The 14,303-nt window shown below is 70.6% G+C and carries 15 protein-coding genes; 12 read left to right on the top strand and 3 right to left on the bottom strand.

The window, feature by feature from the left end:
• Positions 1 to 92 precede the first annotated feature (92 nt).
• The 5 genes from GVY64_RS17850 (at position 93) to GVY64_RS37870 (ending at position 4,718) form a co-directional block, all read left to right on the top strand.
• Entirely contained in the window at positions 93 to 419 is a 327-nt protein-coding gene (locus tag GVY64_RS17850; protein WP_159842817.1) for a cupin domain-containing protein, read from the top strand.
• A gap of 57 nt (positions 420 to 476) precedes the next feature.
• Complete coding sequence (locus GVY64_RS17845) at positions 477 to 1,535, top strand: Dyp-type peroxidase (protein WP_159842815.1); 1,059 nt, start codon at positions 477 to 479, stop codon at positions 1,533 to 1,535.
• Positions 1,532 to 2,332: a family 1 encapsulin nanocompartment shell protein gene (locus GVY64_RS17840; RefSeq protein ID WP_159842813.1), complete on the top strand. Its 801-nt coding sequence runs from the start codon at positions 1,532 to 1,534 to the stop codon at positions 2,330 to 2,332. Before GVY64_RS17845 ends, GVY64_RS17840 begins: the two co-directional genes overlap by 4 nt.
• Positions 2,333 to 2,425: 93 nt before the next feature.
• The gene (locus GVY64_RS17835; RefSeq protein ID WP_159842811.1) at positions 2,426 to 2,956 is read left to right on the top strand and encodes a hypothetical protein; all 531 of its coding nucleotides are present in this window, start codon (positions 2,426 to 2,428) and stop codon (positions 2,954 to 2,956) included.
• Between the two features lie 73 nt (positions 2,957 to 3,029).
• Complete coding sequence (locus GVY64_RS37870) at positions 3,030 to 4,718, top strand: TerD family protein (protein WP_236566952.1); 1,689 nt, start codon at positions 3,030 to 3,032, stop codon at positions 4,716 to 4,718.
• Positions 4,719 to 4,721: 3 nt separating this feature from the next.
• On the opposite strand, the gene GVY64_RS17825 is transcribed toward GVY64_RS37870, so the two are convergent.
• A complete protein-coding gene (locus GVY64_RS17825) occupies positions 4,722 to 5,396 on the bottom strand; it encodes a TetR/AcrR family transcriptional regulator (protein WP_159842809.1) in 675 nt (224 codons plus the stop codon).
• A gap of 220 nt (positions 5,397 to 5,616) precedes the next feature.
• Between GVY64_RS17825 and GVY64_RS17820 the strand changes: the two genes are divergently transcribed.
• The 4 genes from GVY64_RS17820 (at position 5,617) to GVY64_RS17805 (ending at position 10,640) form a co-directional block, all read left to right on the top strand.
• Positions 5,617 to 7,152 (top strand): amino acid permease, encoded by a 1,536-nt coding sequence (locus GVY64_RS17820; RefSeq protein ID WP_159842807.1) that lies wholly within the window; start codon positions 5,617 to 5,619, stop codon positions 7,150 to 7,152.
• Between the two features lie 70 nt (positions 7,153 to 7,222).
• A complete protein-coding gene (locus GVY64_RS17815; RefSeq protein ID WP_236566937.1) occupies positions 7,223 to 7,975 on the top strand; it encodes a DUF1989 domain-containing protein in 753 nt (250 codons plus the stop codon).
• On the top strand, positions 7,972 to 8,586 hold the full coding sequence (locus GVY64_RS17810) for an urea amidolyase associated protein UAAP2 (RefSeq protein WP_159842803.1): 615 nt from the start codon (positions 7,972 to 7,974) through the stop codon (positions 8,584 to 8,586). Before GVY64_RS17815 ends, GVY64_RS17810 begins: the two co-directional genes overlap by 4 nt.
• Positions 8,583 to 10,640 carry a 5-oxoprolinase/urea amidolyase family protein gene (locus GVY64_RS17805; protein ID WP_159842801.1) on the top strand — a complete coding sequence of 686 codons (2,058 nt, stop codon included), beginning with the start codon at positions 8,583 to 8,585 and terminating at the stop codon, positions 10,638 to 10,640. Before GVY64_RS17810 ends, GVY64_RS17805 begins: the two co-directional genes overlap by 4 nt.
• Before the next feature lie 33 nt (positions 10,641 to 10,673).
• On the opposite strand, the gene GVY64_RS17800 is transcribed toward GVY64_RS17805, so the two are convergent.
• Complete coding sequence (locus GVY64_RS17800; protein WP_159842799.1) at positions 10,674 to 11,072, bottom strand: RidA family protein; 399 nt, start codon at positions 11,070 to 11,072, stop codon at positions 10,674 to 10,676.
• A gap of 30 nt (positions 11,073 to 11,102) precedes the next feature.
• Here GVY64_RS17800 and GVY64_RS17795 point away from each other — a divergent pair, with 30 nt between their 5' ends.
• Together GVY64_RS17795 and GVY64_RS17790 are read left to right on the top strand one after the other, a co-directional pair.
• On the top strand, positions 11,103 to 11,666 hold the full coding sequence (locus GVY64_RS17795; protein WP_159842797.1) for a CGNR zinc finger domain-containing protein: 564 nt from the start codon (positions 11,103 to 11,105) through the stop codon (positions 11,664 to 11,666).
• A 96-nt stretch (positions 11,667 to 11,762) separates the two neighbouring features.
• On the top strand, positions 11,763 to 12,539 hold the full coding sequence (locus tag GVY64_RS17790; RefSeq protein WP_159842795.1) for an SDR family oxidoreductase: 777 nt from the start codon (positions 11,763 to 11,765) through the stop codon (positions 12,537 to 12,539).
• On the opposite strand, the gene GVY64_RS17785 is transcribed toward GVY64_RS17790, so the two are convergent.
• On the bottom strand, positions 12,500 to 13,558 hold the full coding sequence (locus GVY64_RS17785) for an NAD(P)-dependent alcohol dehydrogenase (RefSeq protein ID WP_236566936.1): 1,059 nt from the start codon (positions 13,556 to 13,558) through the stop codon (positions 12,500 to 12,502). The genes GVY64_RS17790 and GVY64_RS17785 overlap by 40 nt on opposite strands.
• Positions 13,559 to 13,648: 90 nt before the next feature.
• On the opposite strand from GVY64_RS17785, the gene GVY64_RS17780 reads away from it, so the two are divergent.
• On the top strand, positions 13,649 to 14,302 hold the full coding sequence (locus GVY64_RS17780) for a TetR/AcrR family transcriptional regulator C-terminal domain-containing protein (RefSeq protein ID WP_159842793.1): 654 nt from the start codon (positions 13,649 to 13,651) through the stop codon (positions 14,300 to 14,302).
• The last annotated feature ends 1 nt before the right edge of the window (position 14,303 follow it).

Genomic DNA, 14,303 nt, shown 5'->3' with positions numbered 1-14,303 from the left:
ATATGCGGCGGCCGGACCCCGCGTCCGGCCGAACGCCTCGAGCCGTTGCCACCAGCCCGGCATCGGCTGTGGTGATCTGCGAAAGGCGGTCCATGGAAAAGAAATCGCTGACTGCGGTAGCGCGCCAGCAACTGAAGCTGGCGACCCTCGCCACGAGCGGACGCAGTTCCCAGACAATCTATGGCGGCCACACGCATACGCTGCGGCAGACGGTGGTCGGCCTGACGGCCGGGCACAGCCTCGCCGAGCACGACAACACCGGTGAGGCCACCTTGCTGGTGCTCAGCGGCACACTGATCCTGCTCAGCGGCGCCAACGAATGGAAAGGCTCGGAAGGCGACCTGATCGTGGTGCCCAAGGCGCGCCACAGCGTCAAGGCCATCGACGACGTCGCGTTCCTGCTGACCGTAGCGATGTAGCCGCCGCCACGCGGGTCCACGCCGCGGCCGACCCGGCCGGGCGTTAGGGTGTCGATCATGGGTGAGCCGCAGCCGATCCTCGAACCGCTCACGCCGTCGGCGATCTTCTTGGTCGCCACGATCGACGAGGGCGGCGAAGCGGCAGTCCGCGACCTGCTCGCCGACATCACCGGTTTGCGCCGCTCGGTGGGCTTCCGCCTGCCCGGTGCGAACCTGACCTGTGTCGCCTCGATCGGCTCCGACGCCTGGGACCGGCTCTTCGCCGGGCCGAAACCCGCTGAGTTGCATCCTTTTCCCGGGTACGTCGGCGCCCGCCACACCGCGCCCGCGACACCGGGCGACCTACTGTTCCACATCAAGTCCGAAGTCCAGGACGCCTGCTTCGAACTGGCCATGGCCATCGCCGACCGGCTGGCGGGCGCGGGGAAGATCGTGGACGAGACCGTCGGCTTCCGCTACTTCGAACAGCGCGACCTGCTCGGTTTCGTGGACGGCACCGAGAACCCGGAGGGCCGCGCGGCCGCCGCGGCCGCGCTGGTGGGCGACGAGGATCCCGATTTCACCGGCGGCAGCTACGTGATCGTGCAGAAGTACACCCACCCGCTGGCGGACTGGCGGGCGCTGTCGGTCGAGGAGCAGGAGCGCGTGATCGGCCGCACCAAGCTGGACGACTTCGAGCTCCCCGACGAGATCAAGCCCGCCGACTCGCACGTCGAGATGAACACGCTGATCGATCCGGACGGCACCGAACGCCAGATCCTGCGCGGCAACATGCCCTTCGGCAGCGTGCGCGACGGCGTGTTCGGCACCTACTACATCGCCTACGCCGCCACGCCGAGCGTCACCGAACGCATGCTCACCCGCATGTTCCTCGGCACCGGCGAGGCCGCCTACGACCGCATCCTCGACTTCTCCGTCGCACACACCGGCACGTCGTTCTTCGCACCCACCGTCGATTTCCTCGACGACCTGCCGCCCGCACCGTGGGAGGCGACGGACGTCGCGGTGTCCGTGGACACCGACGGCGCCGGCCTCGCAAGTCCGCCCGGCACCGGCGCGCCCTCCGGCGACGGCGTCCTCGGTATCGGCTCGTTGAAAAGGAGCATCCGGTCATGAACAACCTCCATCGCGAACTCGCGCCGATCACCGCCGAGGCGTGGGCGGCCATCGAGGAGGAGGCGACGCGCACGTTCAAGCGGCACATCGCGGGCCGTCGCGTCGTCGACCTGTCCGGGCCGCACGGCGTCGACTACTCCGCGGTGGGCACGGGGCGCACCACACCGATCGACTCGCCCGATGCCGGGGTCTTCGCCCGTCAGCGGGTGGTCGCGCCGCTGGTCGAACTGCGCGTGCCGTTCACGCTCTCCCGCGAGGAACTCGACAACGTGGAGCGCGGCGCGCAGGACACCGACCTGGACCCGGTGAAGGACGCCGCGAAGAAGATCGCGTTCGCCGAGGACCGGGCGATCTTCGAGGGGTACCCGGCCGCGCACATCACCGGCATCCGGGCCGCCTCGTCCAACGAGCCGATCACGCTGCCCAGCGACACCCGGCTGGTGCCCGAGGCGATCGCGCAGGCGTTGAGCGCCCTGCGGCTGGCCGGCGTCGACGGACCGTATTCGGTGCTGCTCAGCGCCGATCTGTACACGGCGGTCAGCGAGACCTCCGACCACGGGCACATGATCCGCACGCACATCGAGCGCCTGATCCCGGAAGGGGAGATCATCTGGGCGCCCGCCATCGACGGCGCGATCGTGCTCACCACCCGTGGCGGCGACTTCGATCTGCGCATCGGCCAGGACCTGTCCATCGGCTACCTGTCGCACGACAGCACGTCGGTGCAGCTGTACTTCCAGCAGAGTCTGACGTTCCTGGTGTACACCGCCGAGGCCGCGGTCCCGCTGACCCTGTGACCGCCCCGGCCACATCTGGGAAACGGCCAGGTGTGCGCAGGTGCGCGGAGGCGGTAGCGTGAGCCGGAAATGCGGCACGGACAGGCAGGTGAGATGACAACGGTGCGGGCAGGTGTCGTCCCGACGCAGCGCGCAGCCCTCTACAGCGTGCTCGGCATCGTGGCGACCGTCGCCATCTGCGGCTCGTTCGTCGTCGCGTTCGGCGTGAATCGGGTGTTCACCGGCCTGCTGGCCGGCGCCGTCGTCGGCATCGCCGTGCTGGCCGCGCTGTTCACCAGGGACGCCGTCGTGCTCACCGATCACGCCATCTACCGGCGCAAGCCGTGGACGGTGTCCAGCATTCCGTGGGACCGGGTGGTGGCCGGGCGATTCACCCTCGACGAGCGCGCCCGCTGGTCGCTGGCGCTGGATCTGTCCGGTGGCGACGAACCGCACGGCGAGCTGGTCCTGTTGTCCATCCCGCCGGTGGTCCGTCCGGTCGCGGGCGCTTACGACCTGCGTAAACGCGATCAGGTCATGGAGATCCGGGCGGTTCTGCGGCACAAGCGCGTTCCGGTGACCGTGCTTCCGCAGATCGCGGGGGCGTTGCAGGAACACTGGCAGATCGCGCCGCCGACGCACTGAGATCCCGGCCGCTCGGGAGCACGCGGATGCGGGACGCCGTGCGCCGGTATCGGTTACGTTGACAGACGTGTCCATGCCGAAGGGCGCCAACGTGCCCGTGCCGAGTTCCGCCGTCCGGATCGAAGTGGGGTGGCGGGGCGCGCCGGACGCCGACGCTTCCGCACTGCTCGTGGCGTCCGGGAAAGTGCGATCCGACAGCGATTTCGTCTTCTACAACCAACCAGCCCACCCTTCCGGCGCCGTCCGGTACGAGGGCAAACGGCCCGGTTCGACGGTGCTGGATGTGCTGGTCGCGGACTTGACGCGGATCGAGCCGCAGATCGACGGCATCGTCGTCGCCGCATCGACCGAGGGCGGCGCCGTCGGGCTGCTGGACGGGCTGTTCGTGCGAGTCGTCGAGGTGGGCAGCGAATCCGAGGTGGCCCGCTTCGACAGCATCGGCGCGACGAGCGAGACCGCGGTGGTGCTCGGCGAGCTGTACCGGCGCGACGGTGGGTGGAGGTTCCGCGCGGTGGGCCAGGGGTACACCTCCGGTCTGGCCGGGCTGGCCACCGACTACGGGATCTCGGTGGACGAGGCGCCCGCCCCGCCCCACGAATACGCGCCGCCCCCACCACCGCCTGCGCCATCGCACGAGTTCACCCCGCCACCGCCGCCGACCGGAGCGGTGCCGCCGGAGCCCGGCCGCGGTCGGTCCGCGCTGCCACCGCTCACCCCCACGGCGGAATCGAACCTGCGCACTTCGCCGGAGGTTCCGCGTGCGGGCGGATTCGTCCCGCCTGAGGCAGGATCGGCCGATTCCGCACCGAGTCCCTCCGATTCTTCCGGCGCGTCCTGGCGAAGCCACGCGGCACCGCCGCACGGTCAGCACGCCCCGGCGGGCGGGTACTCGGCTCCCTCCGACCGGCCCGCGGCTCCGCAGTATCCGACGCCGGGCGGCTCCGCGGCACCGCCGGACCACCCCGCGCCACCGCCGGGCCAGTACACACCGTCGGCGGGTCGGTATGGGGCACCCCACATAAGCCCGCCTCCACCAGTCCATTACGCGCCGCCCAGCCAGTACCCGGCGTCGGGGCAGTACCCGCCGGCTCGCATGCCCGCGCCTGCGGCGGGACAGCCGGTTCCGCCGATTGGCAACGCTTCCGGGGCGCAACCTTCCGGCCGACTCGCGCTGACGATGGCGTCCCCCTCGGTGTCGCTGACCGCGCACGGCGCGAACTCCGGCATCATGCGAATCAATCTGGACTGGACCGCATCCGGCATATCGGGCCCGGCCGCGCTGGATCTCGACCTGTGCTGTTTCTGGGAACTGGCGGATGGGCGTAAGGGGGATATCCGTCCGGTCGGCGATTTCGGGTCGCTGGAGCGGCCGCCGTTCATCCGATTGGACGCGGACGACCGTTCCGGGGCGAGCGCCGGTGGGGAGAACCTGGAGGTCGATCTCGGTCACGCGGCAGCGCTCCGCCGAATACTGGTCTTCGCCACGCTGTACGACGGCGCGGCCGACCTGCGCGGCATCCGGGTGACCGCGACGCTGTACCCGGCGAGCGCCCCACCGATCGAACTGAGCGTCGACGGTTGCGCGGACGGATCCCGGGACGTGGTGCTGGCGCTCGTCGAGAACACCGGCGCGGAACTGGTGGTGCGCCGGGAGGGCCGCTTCGTCCCACCGCCGCCGAACCGGCCGCGCTGGGGCGTGACCGAGGTCGACAAGGCATACGGCTGGGGGCTGGACTGGGTCCGGGGCACCGGCAAGTCCTGAGCTTCAGGACGCGGGCGCCGCGATCCGGTCCAGCAGCACGACCGCCTCGGCTCGCAGGGCGTCGAGATCGCCGGGCCAGCCGAGCGTGCGCAGCACCGCGGCCGGGATGGTCCGCTCCGCGTGCTTCGGCGCGGCGCCCTCGTCCGAGCGGATGCCGATCACCGTCTCCACCAACCGGAACGGCAGCGATTCGGTGCCCGGCACGCTCGCCGCACTCCCCTCGGCCAGCACCTGCGCGGCCAACGTCTCGTAATGTCCGCGCAATTCGTCGCGGCGCAGGCGGAACGCGGCGAAGCGCTCGGTCCGCAGTTCCGGGAGCAGGTACAGCGCACCCAGATTCCAGCGCGACGCGCACAACTGCCGCACGTCGAAAAGCGCCAGCGCGTACAGCCGGACCGGCGCGGGCTCGCGCTGCGCGCGCAGCCGTTCGGCCAGCTCGATCGGCGCGGCCACGGTTTCGGCGAGCAAGGCGTCGAGGATGTCGTCCTTGGCCGCGAAGTGGTGATACAGCGAGGCCTGGCGGATGCCGACCGCGTCGGCGATCGCGCGGGTGGAGGTATTGGCGTACCCGTTGGTGGTGAACAGTTCGCCTGCGGCGTCGAGGATTTCGGCGCGCGGCGTGGATCCGCGTCGGCGTCGCTGCTCGACGCGCGGCCGTCCTGGACCGAGGTTTGCCACGGGCCCATTCTGGCAGGTCGGCGCGCGGACGCTCCGGTGCGGTCGGCGTCCGCTCGAGCACGGCGCTCGGCCCGGTGCGTTTTCTGTCACTTGATAGAAATAACGGCAACACAGAAGTTACCGGGGGACGCAGAAGCGATACACACAGGTCACCGGAAGCGCGATCAGGACCGCAAAACTGTCGTCTGATAGTTATTGGTCGCACGCCGAAGGACCGCCCATGGCAACCACGCTCGCCCCGACCCCACCGCCCGATCTCACCGGCGACGGCGCCGACCTCGCCCGGTTCGGCTACCAGCCCGTTCTGCACCGCAAGCTCGGCCGCTACGCCTCCTTCGCGGCCGGCTTCTCCTTCGTCTCCATCCTGACTACGATCTTCCAGTTCTTCGGCTTCGGCTATTCGTTCGGCGGAGCCGCCTTCTTCTGGACCTGGCCGATCGTGTTCGCCGGACAGTTCCTCGTGGCGCTCAACTTCGCCGAACTGGCCGCGCGCTACCCGATCTCGGGGTGCATCTACCAATGGTCACGGCGGCTGGGCGGTGAACTCGTCGGCTGGTTCGCGGGCTGGATGATGATCATCGCGCAGATCGTCACGGCCGCCGCGGCGGCGATCGCGCTTCAGGTGGTGCTGCCCTCGATCTGGAGCGGATTCCAGTTCGTCGGCACGGACACCGCGCTCACCTCGCCGTCCGGCGCGACCAACGCCGTGCTGCTGGGCAGCATCCTGCTCGTGGTCACCACGCTGATCAACGTCCTCGGCATCGACCTGATGGCGCGGATCAATTCGATCGGCGTCACCGTGGAGATCGTCGGCGTGCTCGCGATCATCGCGCTGTTCTTCACCACCGCCGAGCGCGGACCCGGCGTGGTGCTGCAGACCGATCAGGCCGCGCCGGGTCCCTATTGGGCCGCGTTCCTGGTGTCCGGGCTCATGGCGGCCTATGTCATGGTCGGATTCGATTCCGCGGGCGAGCTTTCCGAGGAGACCAAGAACCCGCGCCGGGTCGCGCCCCGCACCATTCTCACCGCGCTGTCGGTCTCGGCGCTGGGCGGCGGGCTGATGCTGCTGGGCGCGCTGATGGCCGCGCCGAGTCTGTCCGACGGCGCGCTGGCCTCCGACGGCCTCGCCTACGTGCTCACCGCGAAGCTGGACAGCCCGGCGGGCAAGGTGCTGCTCGGCTGCGTGGCGGTCGCGATCACCGTGTGCACCTTGGCGATCCAGACCGCGGGCTCGCGGCTGATGTTCTCCATGGCGCGCGACGGCAAGCTGCCGTTCGCCGCCCGGCTCGCCGCGGTGCACCCGCGGTACGGCACTCCGGTGCTGCCCGCCGTCGTGATCGGCGCGCTCGGCATCGGCCTGCTGGTGCTCAATCTCGGCAACGCCGCGATCTTCGCGACGCTGGCGAGCGTCTGCATCGTGACGCTGTATCTGGCCTACCTGCTGGTGACGGTGCCGCTGCTGGTCCGCCGGATCACCGGTCTGCCCGACGCGGGCACCGACGCGCGGCTGTTCGGCCTGGGGCGGTTCGGTATTCCGGTCAACGCGCTCGCCGTGATCTGGGGCGTCGCGATGGTGGTGAACCTGGCCTGGCCGCGGGCCGAGGTCTACACCCCGGACGGCGGCGGTTGGTGGATGCTCTGGGCCGCACCGCTTTTCGTGGTGCTGGTGCTCGCCATCGGTGTCCTGGTGCACCGGTTCGTGGTCGGCTGGTCGCGTCCGGTCGCGAACGCCGAACCCGCACCGCAACCGGCCTGAACGCCCGATGCGGCGGTGCCTGCCCGCACCGCCGCCCACGCCGACGAACCGGCATCCGAAAGGACACACCGTGACAAGCACTGCGGACACCTCCGGCGCGCGAGCGCACGCACGGGCGCAGGCCGCGGCGGCGGCGATCGCGACGCCCACGCTGCCCGCCGAGATCGACTCCGCGCGCATCACCTTCGCGCAGCGGATCCCAGCGGGCGGATACGCGAACATCGCGCTCGGGCGCGGCACCCGCGTCCGCCTGTCCGATCCCGCCGGCGCGGCGTGCGCGCACCTGCTCCTGGTGCGCACCGACGCGCCATGGGAGCGCCTTAATGTCGCCGACACGGTCAAGGTGCCGTGGCAGGCGTACCTGGGCAGCGGTCATCCGTTGCTGTCGGACCAGGGCCGGGTGCTGGCCACCGTGCTCACCGACACCTCTGGCCACCACGACGCGCTCTGCGGGCCGACCGGCCGGGCTCGCCATTCGCTGCGCCTAGCGGGCGCCAAGCACGGCCTGGAACCCCGAGACATCGGGCCGACGGTCTCGTTCTTCCGCGGCGTGCGCGTGGAGCGCGACGGCGCCCTCGTCCCGATCGGAAGCGCCGCCGCGGGCTCGTCCGTCGATCTGCTCGTGCACCTGCCGGTCACCGTGCTGGTCGCCAACTCCGCGCACCCGCTCGACGACCGGCCCGCGACGGACCTCGACGTCGTCGCGTGGGCCGCGCCGGAAGACCTCGCAGTACCCGGCAACGACGACCCGGAATATCGGCGGGCCGTGCAGAACACCGAACAAGCCTGGGCGGCCGCCCTGACCCTGGAGGCAATCGCATGACCACGGCCCGCGCCATCGTGCTCGACGAGACCGTCCCCGCCCGCTCGCCGTGGTCGGCGGTGGTCCGGGCGGGTGAGTACCTGGAGATCATCGATCTGCACGGCAACCAGGCGGTGGACTGCCTGCTGTACTCGGCGGCCGACCACTCCGACCGCTACAGCGCGCAGGCCACGATCGCCGCACAGCGCAACATCTTCCTCACCACCGGCAGCGTGCTGCTGACCGACGCGGGAACGGCGCTGATGACCGTGGTGGCCGACGAGGTCGGCAACCACGACACCATCGCGGGCGCCTGCTCGCAGGAGTCCAACACGTTGCGCTACGGACACCACACCCGCCACCAGCACGCCTGCGTGGAGAACTTCCTCACCGAAGCCCTGCGCTGGGGCCTGGGCAAACGCGACCTGGTGTCCAACATCAACTGGTTCATGAACGTTCCGGTGGAGGCGGACGGCACGCTGGGCATCGTGGACGGATTGTCCGCGCCGGGCAAGCGGGTCACGCTGCGGGCCGAGATCGACACGCTGGTGCTGGTCTCGAACTGCCCGCAGATCAACAACCCGTGCAACGGCTTCGAACCGACGCCGGTGCGCATGGTGGTGTCGCGATGACCGTCGCCGCACTACCGCTCGCCGCGACGGCGCAGCCCGAACCGGCGCGATCCGGTCGAGTCGAGGTGGTCCGCCCAGGCATGCTCACCACCGTGCAGGACTGGCCGGGGCGGGTCGGGTACTGGCATATCGGCGTGCCGCCATCGGGACCGATGGACGATCTGTCCTTCCGTCTGGGCAATCGCGCGCTCGGCAACGAGGAGGGCGCCGCCGGACTGGAATGCACCCTCGGGGGTCCCGCGCTCCGGTTCACGGCGGCCACCTGGGTCTGTGTCACCGGAGCACCGGCGGAGGTGACCGTCGACGGTGTCGCGGCGGCGCAGTGGCGAACCGTGCTTGTGCCCGCGGGCGGCGTGCTGGACGTCGGCGCGGTGCGCGGGCCGGGCATGCGCTGCTACGTGCTGATCGCGGGCGGCATCGACGTGCCCGAATACCTCGGCAGCGCCGCCGTCTTCACCCTCGGCCGATTCGGCGGCGGCACCGGCGGCGCGCTGCGCACCGGCGCGTCGCTGGCGCTGGGCGTGCCCCGCGGCCGGGTCGCCACCGCCGTGCCGATGGACGAACAACCCGTGCTCACCCGTCGCTGGGAACTCGCGGTCACCGAGGGTCCGCACGGCGCGCCGGAGTTCTTCACGCGCGCCGACTTCGAGACCGTCCTCGGCACCGATTACGAAGTGCACTTCAACTCCGACCGCACCGGCGTCCGGCTGATCGGGCCGAAGCCGGAATGGGCGCGCACCGACGGCGGCGAGGCGGGACTGCACCCGTCCAACATCCATGACACCCCGTATTCGGTCGGCGCGCTGGACTTCACCGGCGACACGCCCATCCTGCTGGGTCCGGACGGGCCGAGCCTCGGCGGCTTCGTCTGCCCGGTCACCGTTGTCGCGGCCGACCGCTGGAAGCTCGGTCAGCTGTCCCCCGGTGACCGCGTGCGGTTCGTCCCGGTGCGCGGCGACCGCGCCGCCTCGATCCGGGAACTCGGTCCGGCACGGCGCGCCGCGTGGCCGACAGTGCTGTCCACGGGCGGCGACGGCGACGACGGGGTGTTGCGCCGCGCCGAGGCCGATGACGAGACCGCGGTGACCTACCGGCGCGCGGGCGACGACGGCGTGCTCGTCGAATACGGCGCCATGACGTTGGACCTCGGCCTGCGCGCCCGTGTGCACGCTCTGCACCAGCACCTGCTCGCGGCCGGGGTGCGCGGCGTGACCGAGCTGACCCCCGGCATCCGGTCGTTGCAGATCCGGGTCGACCCGCACGTGCTGTCCGTGCCCGTACTGCTGGACCTGCTCGCCGAGTCGGAGGCGCAGCTGCCCGCCTCCGATCGGCTCGTGGTGCCCAGCCGGGTGGTCCATCTGCCGCTGTCCTGGGACGACCCGTCCACCCGCGAGGCGATCACCCGCTACATGCACGGTGTGCGCGCCGACGCGCCGTGGTGCCCGTGGAACATCGAGTTCATCCGCCGCATGAACGGTTTGGCTTCCGTCTCCGACGTCTACGACACCGTCTTCGGGGCCGAGTACCTGGTTCTCGGCCTCGGCGATGTCTACCTCGGCGCGCCGGTCGCCACCCCCACCGATCCGCGGCACCGGCTGGTGACCACGAAGTACAACCCCGCCCGCACCTGGACGCCGGAGAACGCGGTCGGCATCGGCGGCGCGTATCTGTGCATCTACGGAATGGAGGGGCCGGGCGGCTATCAATTCGTCGGGCGCACCACCCAGGTGTGGAATCACCGGGCCGGTGCGGCGCCGGGAGTCTCCCCTGGAGCGGACCGTGCCACGTCAGGAGCCGAAACACCCTGGCTGTTGCGTTATTTCGACCGCATCCGCTGGTATCCCGTCGAGTCGGAGGAACTCCTCGACCTGCGCGCCGATTTCGCGGCGGGCGACGTGCGGGTGCGGGCCGAGGACGGCGAATTCCGCCTGGCGGACTACCGGGCCTTTCTCGCCGAGAACGCCTCGTCCATCGAGTCGTTCCGCGCGAAACAAGCCGAAGCCTTCACCGCCGAACGGAATTCCTGGCGCTCGGCGGGTGAGTTGTCGGGTTGAGGTCCGAGCGCAGGTCGCGGTCGTTCACCTGGTTCAGGCCGGAACAGCGGCGACGGCTTCGATCTCGCACACGGCGCCCGGCACCGCGAACCCCGCGACCTGCACGACGGTGATCGCCGGCGGGTTCGGGCGGCCGCCCCACACCTCGCTGAACGCGGCGAATCCCTCCTGCATCGATTCGCCTTCGCGGACCAGGATGGTCCACTTCACCACGTGCTCGATCGACGCGCCCGCGGCGGCCAGGCAGGTCTGCAGATTGGCCAGGGCTCGGCGGGTCTGTTCGGCCACGCCGGGACCGACCACGCGACCGGTGGCGTCGACGCCGTTCTGTCCGCCCACGTAGATCGTGTCCGCCGCGGCCGACACCCGGACGACCTGGGTGAAAGCCGGGCTGCTGTGCAGGGTTTCGGGATTGATGTGCGTGATCGTCATGCCAGCACTGTAACCAGTTAAACTAGTGTCATGCAATCCCGCGCCAGCCTGCCACCCGACCTGCGCCGCCGCTTCCGCACCGGACGCGCCGCCCTCGACCTCGTGCACACCGGAGGCGAGGGCGAGCTCGCGGCGTGGGAAATCGTGCACACCGTCGCGGACCTGCGCCACTACCTGGCGGTGATCCTCGAACTGGACGAGCCGGCCGCCGCCGAATCGGATCTGGCGACGATGCGGACCCTGCGGGCCGCGATCACCAGCGCGGCGTACGGCCTGGCCGCCGGAACAGCGTTGCGCCCGGCGGACGTCGCGGCGATCAACGCCGTAGCCGCGCAGCCCCCGCTGATCCCGGAACTGCGGACCGACCGCAGCGCGGGCTATGCGCGACCGACGGCGGCCGCGGCGTTGTCCACGCTCGCCCGGGACGCCGTCGACCTGTTCTCCGGCCCGCTGTCCGGCCGCATCCGCGTCTGCGCCGCCGACGACTGCGGCCTGCTGTTCGTCGACGCGTCGCGTCCCGGCCGCCGCCGCTGGTGCTCGATGGACCGCTGCGGCAACCTCAGCAAGGTCCGCCGCTACCGCGGGCAGGACTGACCCACGCCACGAGTGTCACAGTCCGTGCCCGCACGTCGTCGTCTCGATGAAAGCGATGGGAACGCCCCATCGGCACCGACGAGATCGGAGACAGTCATGACCGCGAAGGTTCTGGTCACCGGCGGCACCGGCACCCTGGGCCGCGAGGTGCTGCCCCTGCTGCGCGAAGCGGGCGCCGACGTGCGCGTGCTGAGCCGCACCGAACGCCCCGCGCACGACGGCGTCGAATTCGTCGCGGGAGACCTGCTGCAGGACAAGGGCATCGATGCGGCGGTGGCCGGCGCGGGCACCATCTTGCATCTGGCGGGCGACGCGAAAGGCGACGACGTGGCCACCGCGAATCTGCTGCGGGCGGCGTCGGCCGCCGGTGTCGGGCACATCGTCTACATCTCGGTGACCGCCGCGGAGTTGCTTCCGCTGACCTACTTCCGCGCGAAGTTCGCCGCCGAGCAGGCCGTGGCCGCGTCGGGCATTCCCTACACCACGCTGCGCGCGGCGCAGTTCCACGACTTCGTGCCGAAGCTGGTGGACACGATGCTGAAATCGCCGGTGCTGCCGATTCTGGGCGGGGTGCGCCTGCAGCCGGTGCATGTGCGCGAGGTGGCGGCGCGGCTGGCCGAGCTGACGGTGGGCGCGCCCGCCGGGCGGGTGGCGGATCTGGTCGGACCCGAGATCATCGGCATGCGTGAGCTGGTCCGCGACTACCTGGCCACGCTGGGCAAGAAGCGCGCGCTGCTGACCATGCCATTGCCGGGCAAGGCCGGCCGGGTGTACCGCGCGGGCGAGAACCTGATCACCGACGGAGCCGACGTCGGCAAGCTGACCTGGGCTGATTACCTCGCCGAGCGAGCAGGCGCGGTCCGGGCAGGATGATCGTGGACAACGATCACCGTCTTTCCCTGGGCGTGTCCGTCGGCGACGTGGCCCACCGCCGCGGAGGCCGCGACCAGGGGATGGCGGCGTTCGATCACCGGGCGCAGCTTTCCCTCGGCGGCCAGCCCGGCCAGGAACTCGAGGTCCGCCCGGCGCGGCCGCATGAGCAGAGGCCGCATGGTCTGGCTCACCACCAGGCCGGTCAACATCACCTTGGCGACCCACACCAGTGGTCCGACCCAGTCTCCGCCGGGCACCCCCGCCGAGGAGACGAAGACGCCTTCCGGCGCGAGCACCCGGCGGCAGGCGGTCAGCGCTCGGTTGCCCACCAGATCGAGTAGCACGTCGTAGCGGCCCGGCTCGCGCGTGAAATCCGCGGTGGTGTAGTCGATCACCCGATCTGCGCCCAGCGAGCGCACCACCTCGACGTGGCGCGTGCTGCAGACCGCCGTCACCTCGGCGCCGAGCGCCTTGGCGACTTGGACCGCGGTCGTTCCGACGCCGCCGGAGGCGCCGTTGATCAATACCGCCTGCCCGGCGCGCAACCCGCCGACGTCCCGCAAGCCCTGCAGCGCGGTCATTCCCGCGTCCGGCAGGGCGGCGGCCTCCGCCATGGTCAGCCCGGCGGGCACCCGGGCGAGTCGCTCGATCGGGACGCGCACGTATTCGGCGAACGCGCCCGCGTCCACCGCACCGAACACCGCGTCGCCGGCGGTGAATTCGCCTGCTTCCGGCCCGGCCTCCACCACGTCACCTGCGAAATCATGGCCGATGACGGGGTCTTTCGGCCTGCGCAGCCCGAAACCGAGCCGGATGGCGTACGGCTTGCCGGTGAGCAGGTGCACGTCGCCGCTGCACACCGCCGCCGCGCGCACCCGAACGAGCACCTCACCCGCGCCCACGGCGGGTCGCGGCACCTGCTGCGTTCGCAGAACTTCGCTGGAGCCGTAGCGCGGGGCGACGATCGCGGTCATCGTCGCGCACTCGGGGGTGGATTGCGGGCGGTCTGCCTCGGACATGACGTTCCTCGTCTGCGCAGGGCACTTACAGCGTAAGTGCGAGAGCGCCGACGGTACGCTTACACCGTAAGTGCGTCAAGAGAGGAATCCATGCCCGAGGCTCGCGCGCCGCTCACCAGGGACGCGGTGCTGCGCGCCGCCGTCCGGCTCGCCGACGAGCACGGACTGGCAGCGCTGTCCATGCGACGGCTGGCGCAGACGCTCGGCGTCGAGGCGATGTCGCTGTACAACCACGTGCGCAACAAGGACGACCTGCTCGACGGCATCGCCGATCTGGTGATCGCGGAGATGGCCCCGCCCGCCGTCGGCGGCGACTGGAAGGCCGCCTTGCGCGCCAGGTCGATATCGGCCCACGAGGTGCTGCTGCGTCATCCGTGGGCAACCGGGCTGATCGGCACCAGGATCAACGTCGGCCCGGCCATGCTGCGCTACATCGACGCCACCGTCGGCTGCCTGCGCGAGGCCGGTTTCTCGTTGCCCGAAGCAGACCGTGCCTGGAACGCGCTGGACAGTCACCTCTACGGCTTCACCTTGCAGGAGCTGAACTTTCCGCTACAACCGGCCGAATACTCCTCCGCCGCACAACAGTTCTTAACGCTCATCCCCGCCGAGGAGTATCCACACATGAACGCGCTCGCTCAGCTGGTGATCGACGGAAAGCACTCGGGTATCGCCGATTTCGGGTTCGGCCTGGAACTGATCCTGGACGGCCTGGAACGACTGCTCACCGAGAAACCGGACTGAC

The organism is Nocardia sp. CY41 (assembly GCF_009829325.1).
Classification (GTDB): domain Bacteria; phylum Actinomycetota; class Actinomycetes; order Mycobacteriales; family Mycobacteriaceae; genus Nocardia.
The sequence above is the reverse complement of the archived record's forward strand: the minus strand, read 5'-3'. Positions and strand labels throughout refer to the sequence as shown.

Bases quoted from the DNA above. Each gene is read 5' to 3' on its own strand.
- GVY64_RS17850 (WP_159842817.1), top strand. From the start codon at position 93: ATGGAAAAGAAATCGCTGACTGCGGTAGCGCGCCAGCAACTGAAGCTG.
- GVY64_RS17845 (WP_159842815.1), top strand. From the start codon at position 477: ATGGGTGAGCCGCAGCCGATCCTCGAACCGCTCACGCCGTCGGCGATC.
- GVY64_RS17840 (WP_159842813.1), top strand. From the start codon at position 1,532: ATGAACAACCTCCATCGCGAACTCGCGCCGATCACCGCCGAGGCGTGG.
- GVY64_RS17835 (WP_159842811.1), top strand. From the start codon at position 2,426: ATGACAACGGTGCGGGCAGGTGTCGTCCCGACGCAGCGCGCAGCCCTC.
- GVY64_RS37870 (WP_236566952.1), top strand. From the start codon at position 3,030: ATGCCGAAGGGCGCCAACGTGCCCGTGCCGAGTTCCGCCGTCCGGATC.
- GVY64_RS17820 (WP_159842807.1), top strand. From the start codon at position 5,617: ATGGCAACCACGCTCGCCCCGACCCCACCGCCCGATCTCACCGGCGAC.
- GVY64_RS17810 (WP_159842803.1), top strand. From the start codon at position 7,972: ATGACCACGGCCCGCGCCATCGTGCTCGACGAGACCGTCCCCGCCCGC.
- GVY64_RS17805 (WP_159842801.1), top strand. From the start codon at position 8,583: ATGACCGTCGCCGCACTACCGCTCGCCGCGACGGCGCAGCCCGAACCG.
- GVY64_RS17800 (WP_159842799.1), bottom strand. From the start codon at position 11,072: ATGACGATCACGCACATCAATCCCGAAACCCTGCACAGCAGCCCGGCT.
- GVY64_RS17795 (WP_159842797.1), top strand. From the start codon at position 11,103: ATGCAATCCCGCGCCAGCCTGCCACCCGACCTGCGCCGCCGCTTCCGC.
- GVY64_RS17790 (WP_159842795.1), top strand. From the start codon at position 11,763: ATGACCGCGAAGGTTCTGGTCACCGGCGGCACCGGCACCCTGGGCCGC.
- GVY64_RS17785 (WP_236566936.1), bottom strand. From the start codon at position 13,558: ATGTCCGAGGCAGACCGCCCGCAATCCACCCCCGAGTGCGCGACGATG.
- GVY64_RS17780 (WP_159842793.1), top strand. From the start codon at position 13,649: ATGCCCGAGGCTCGCGCGCCGCTCACCAGGGACGCGGTGCTGCGCGCC.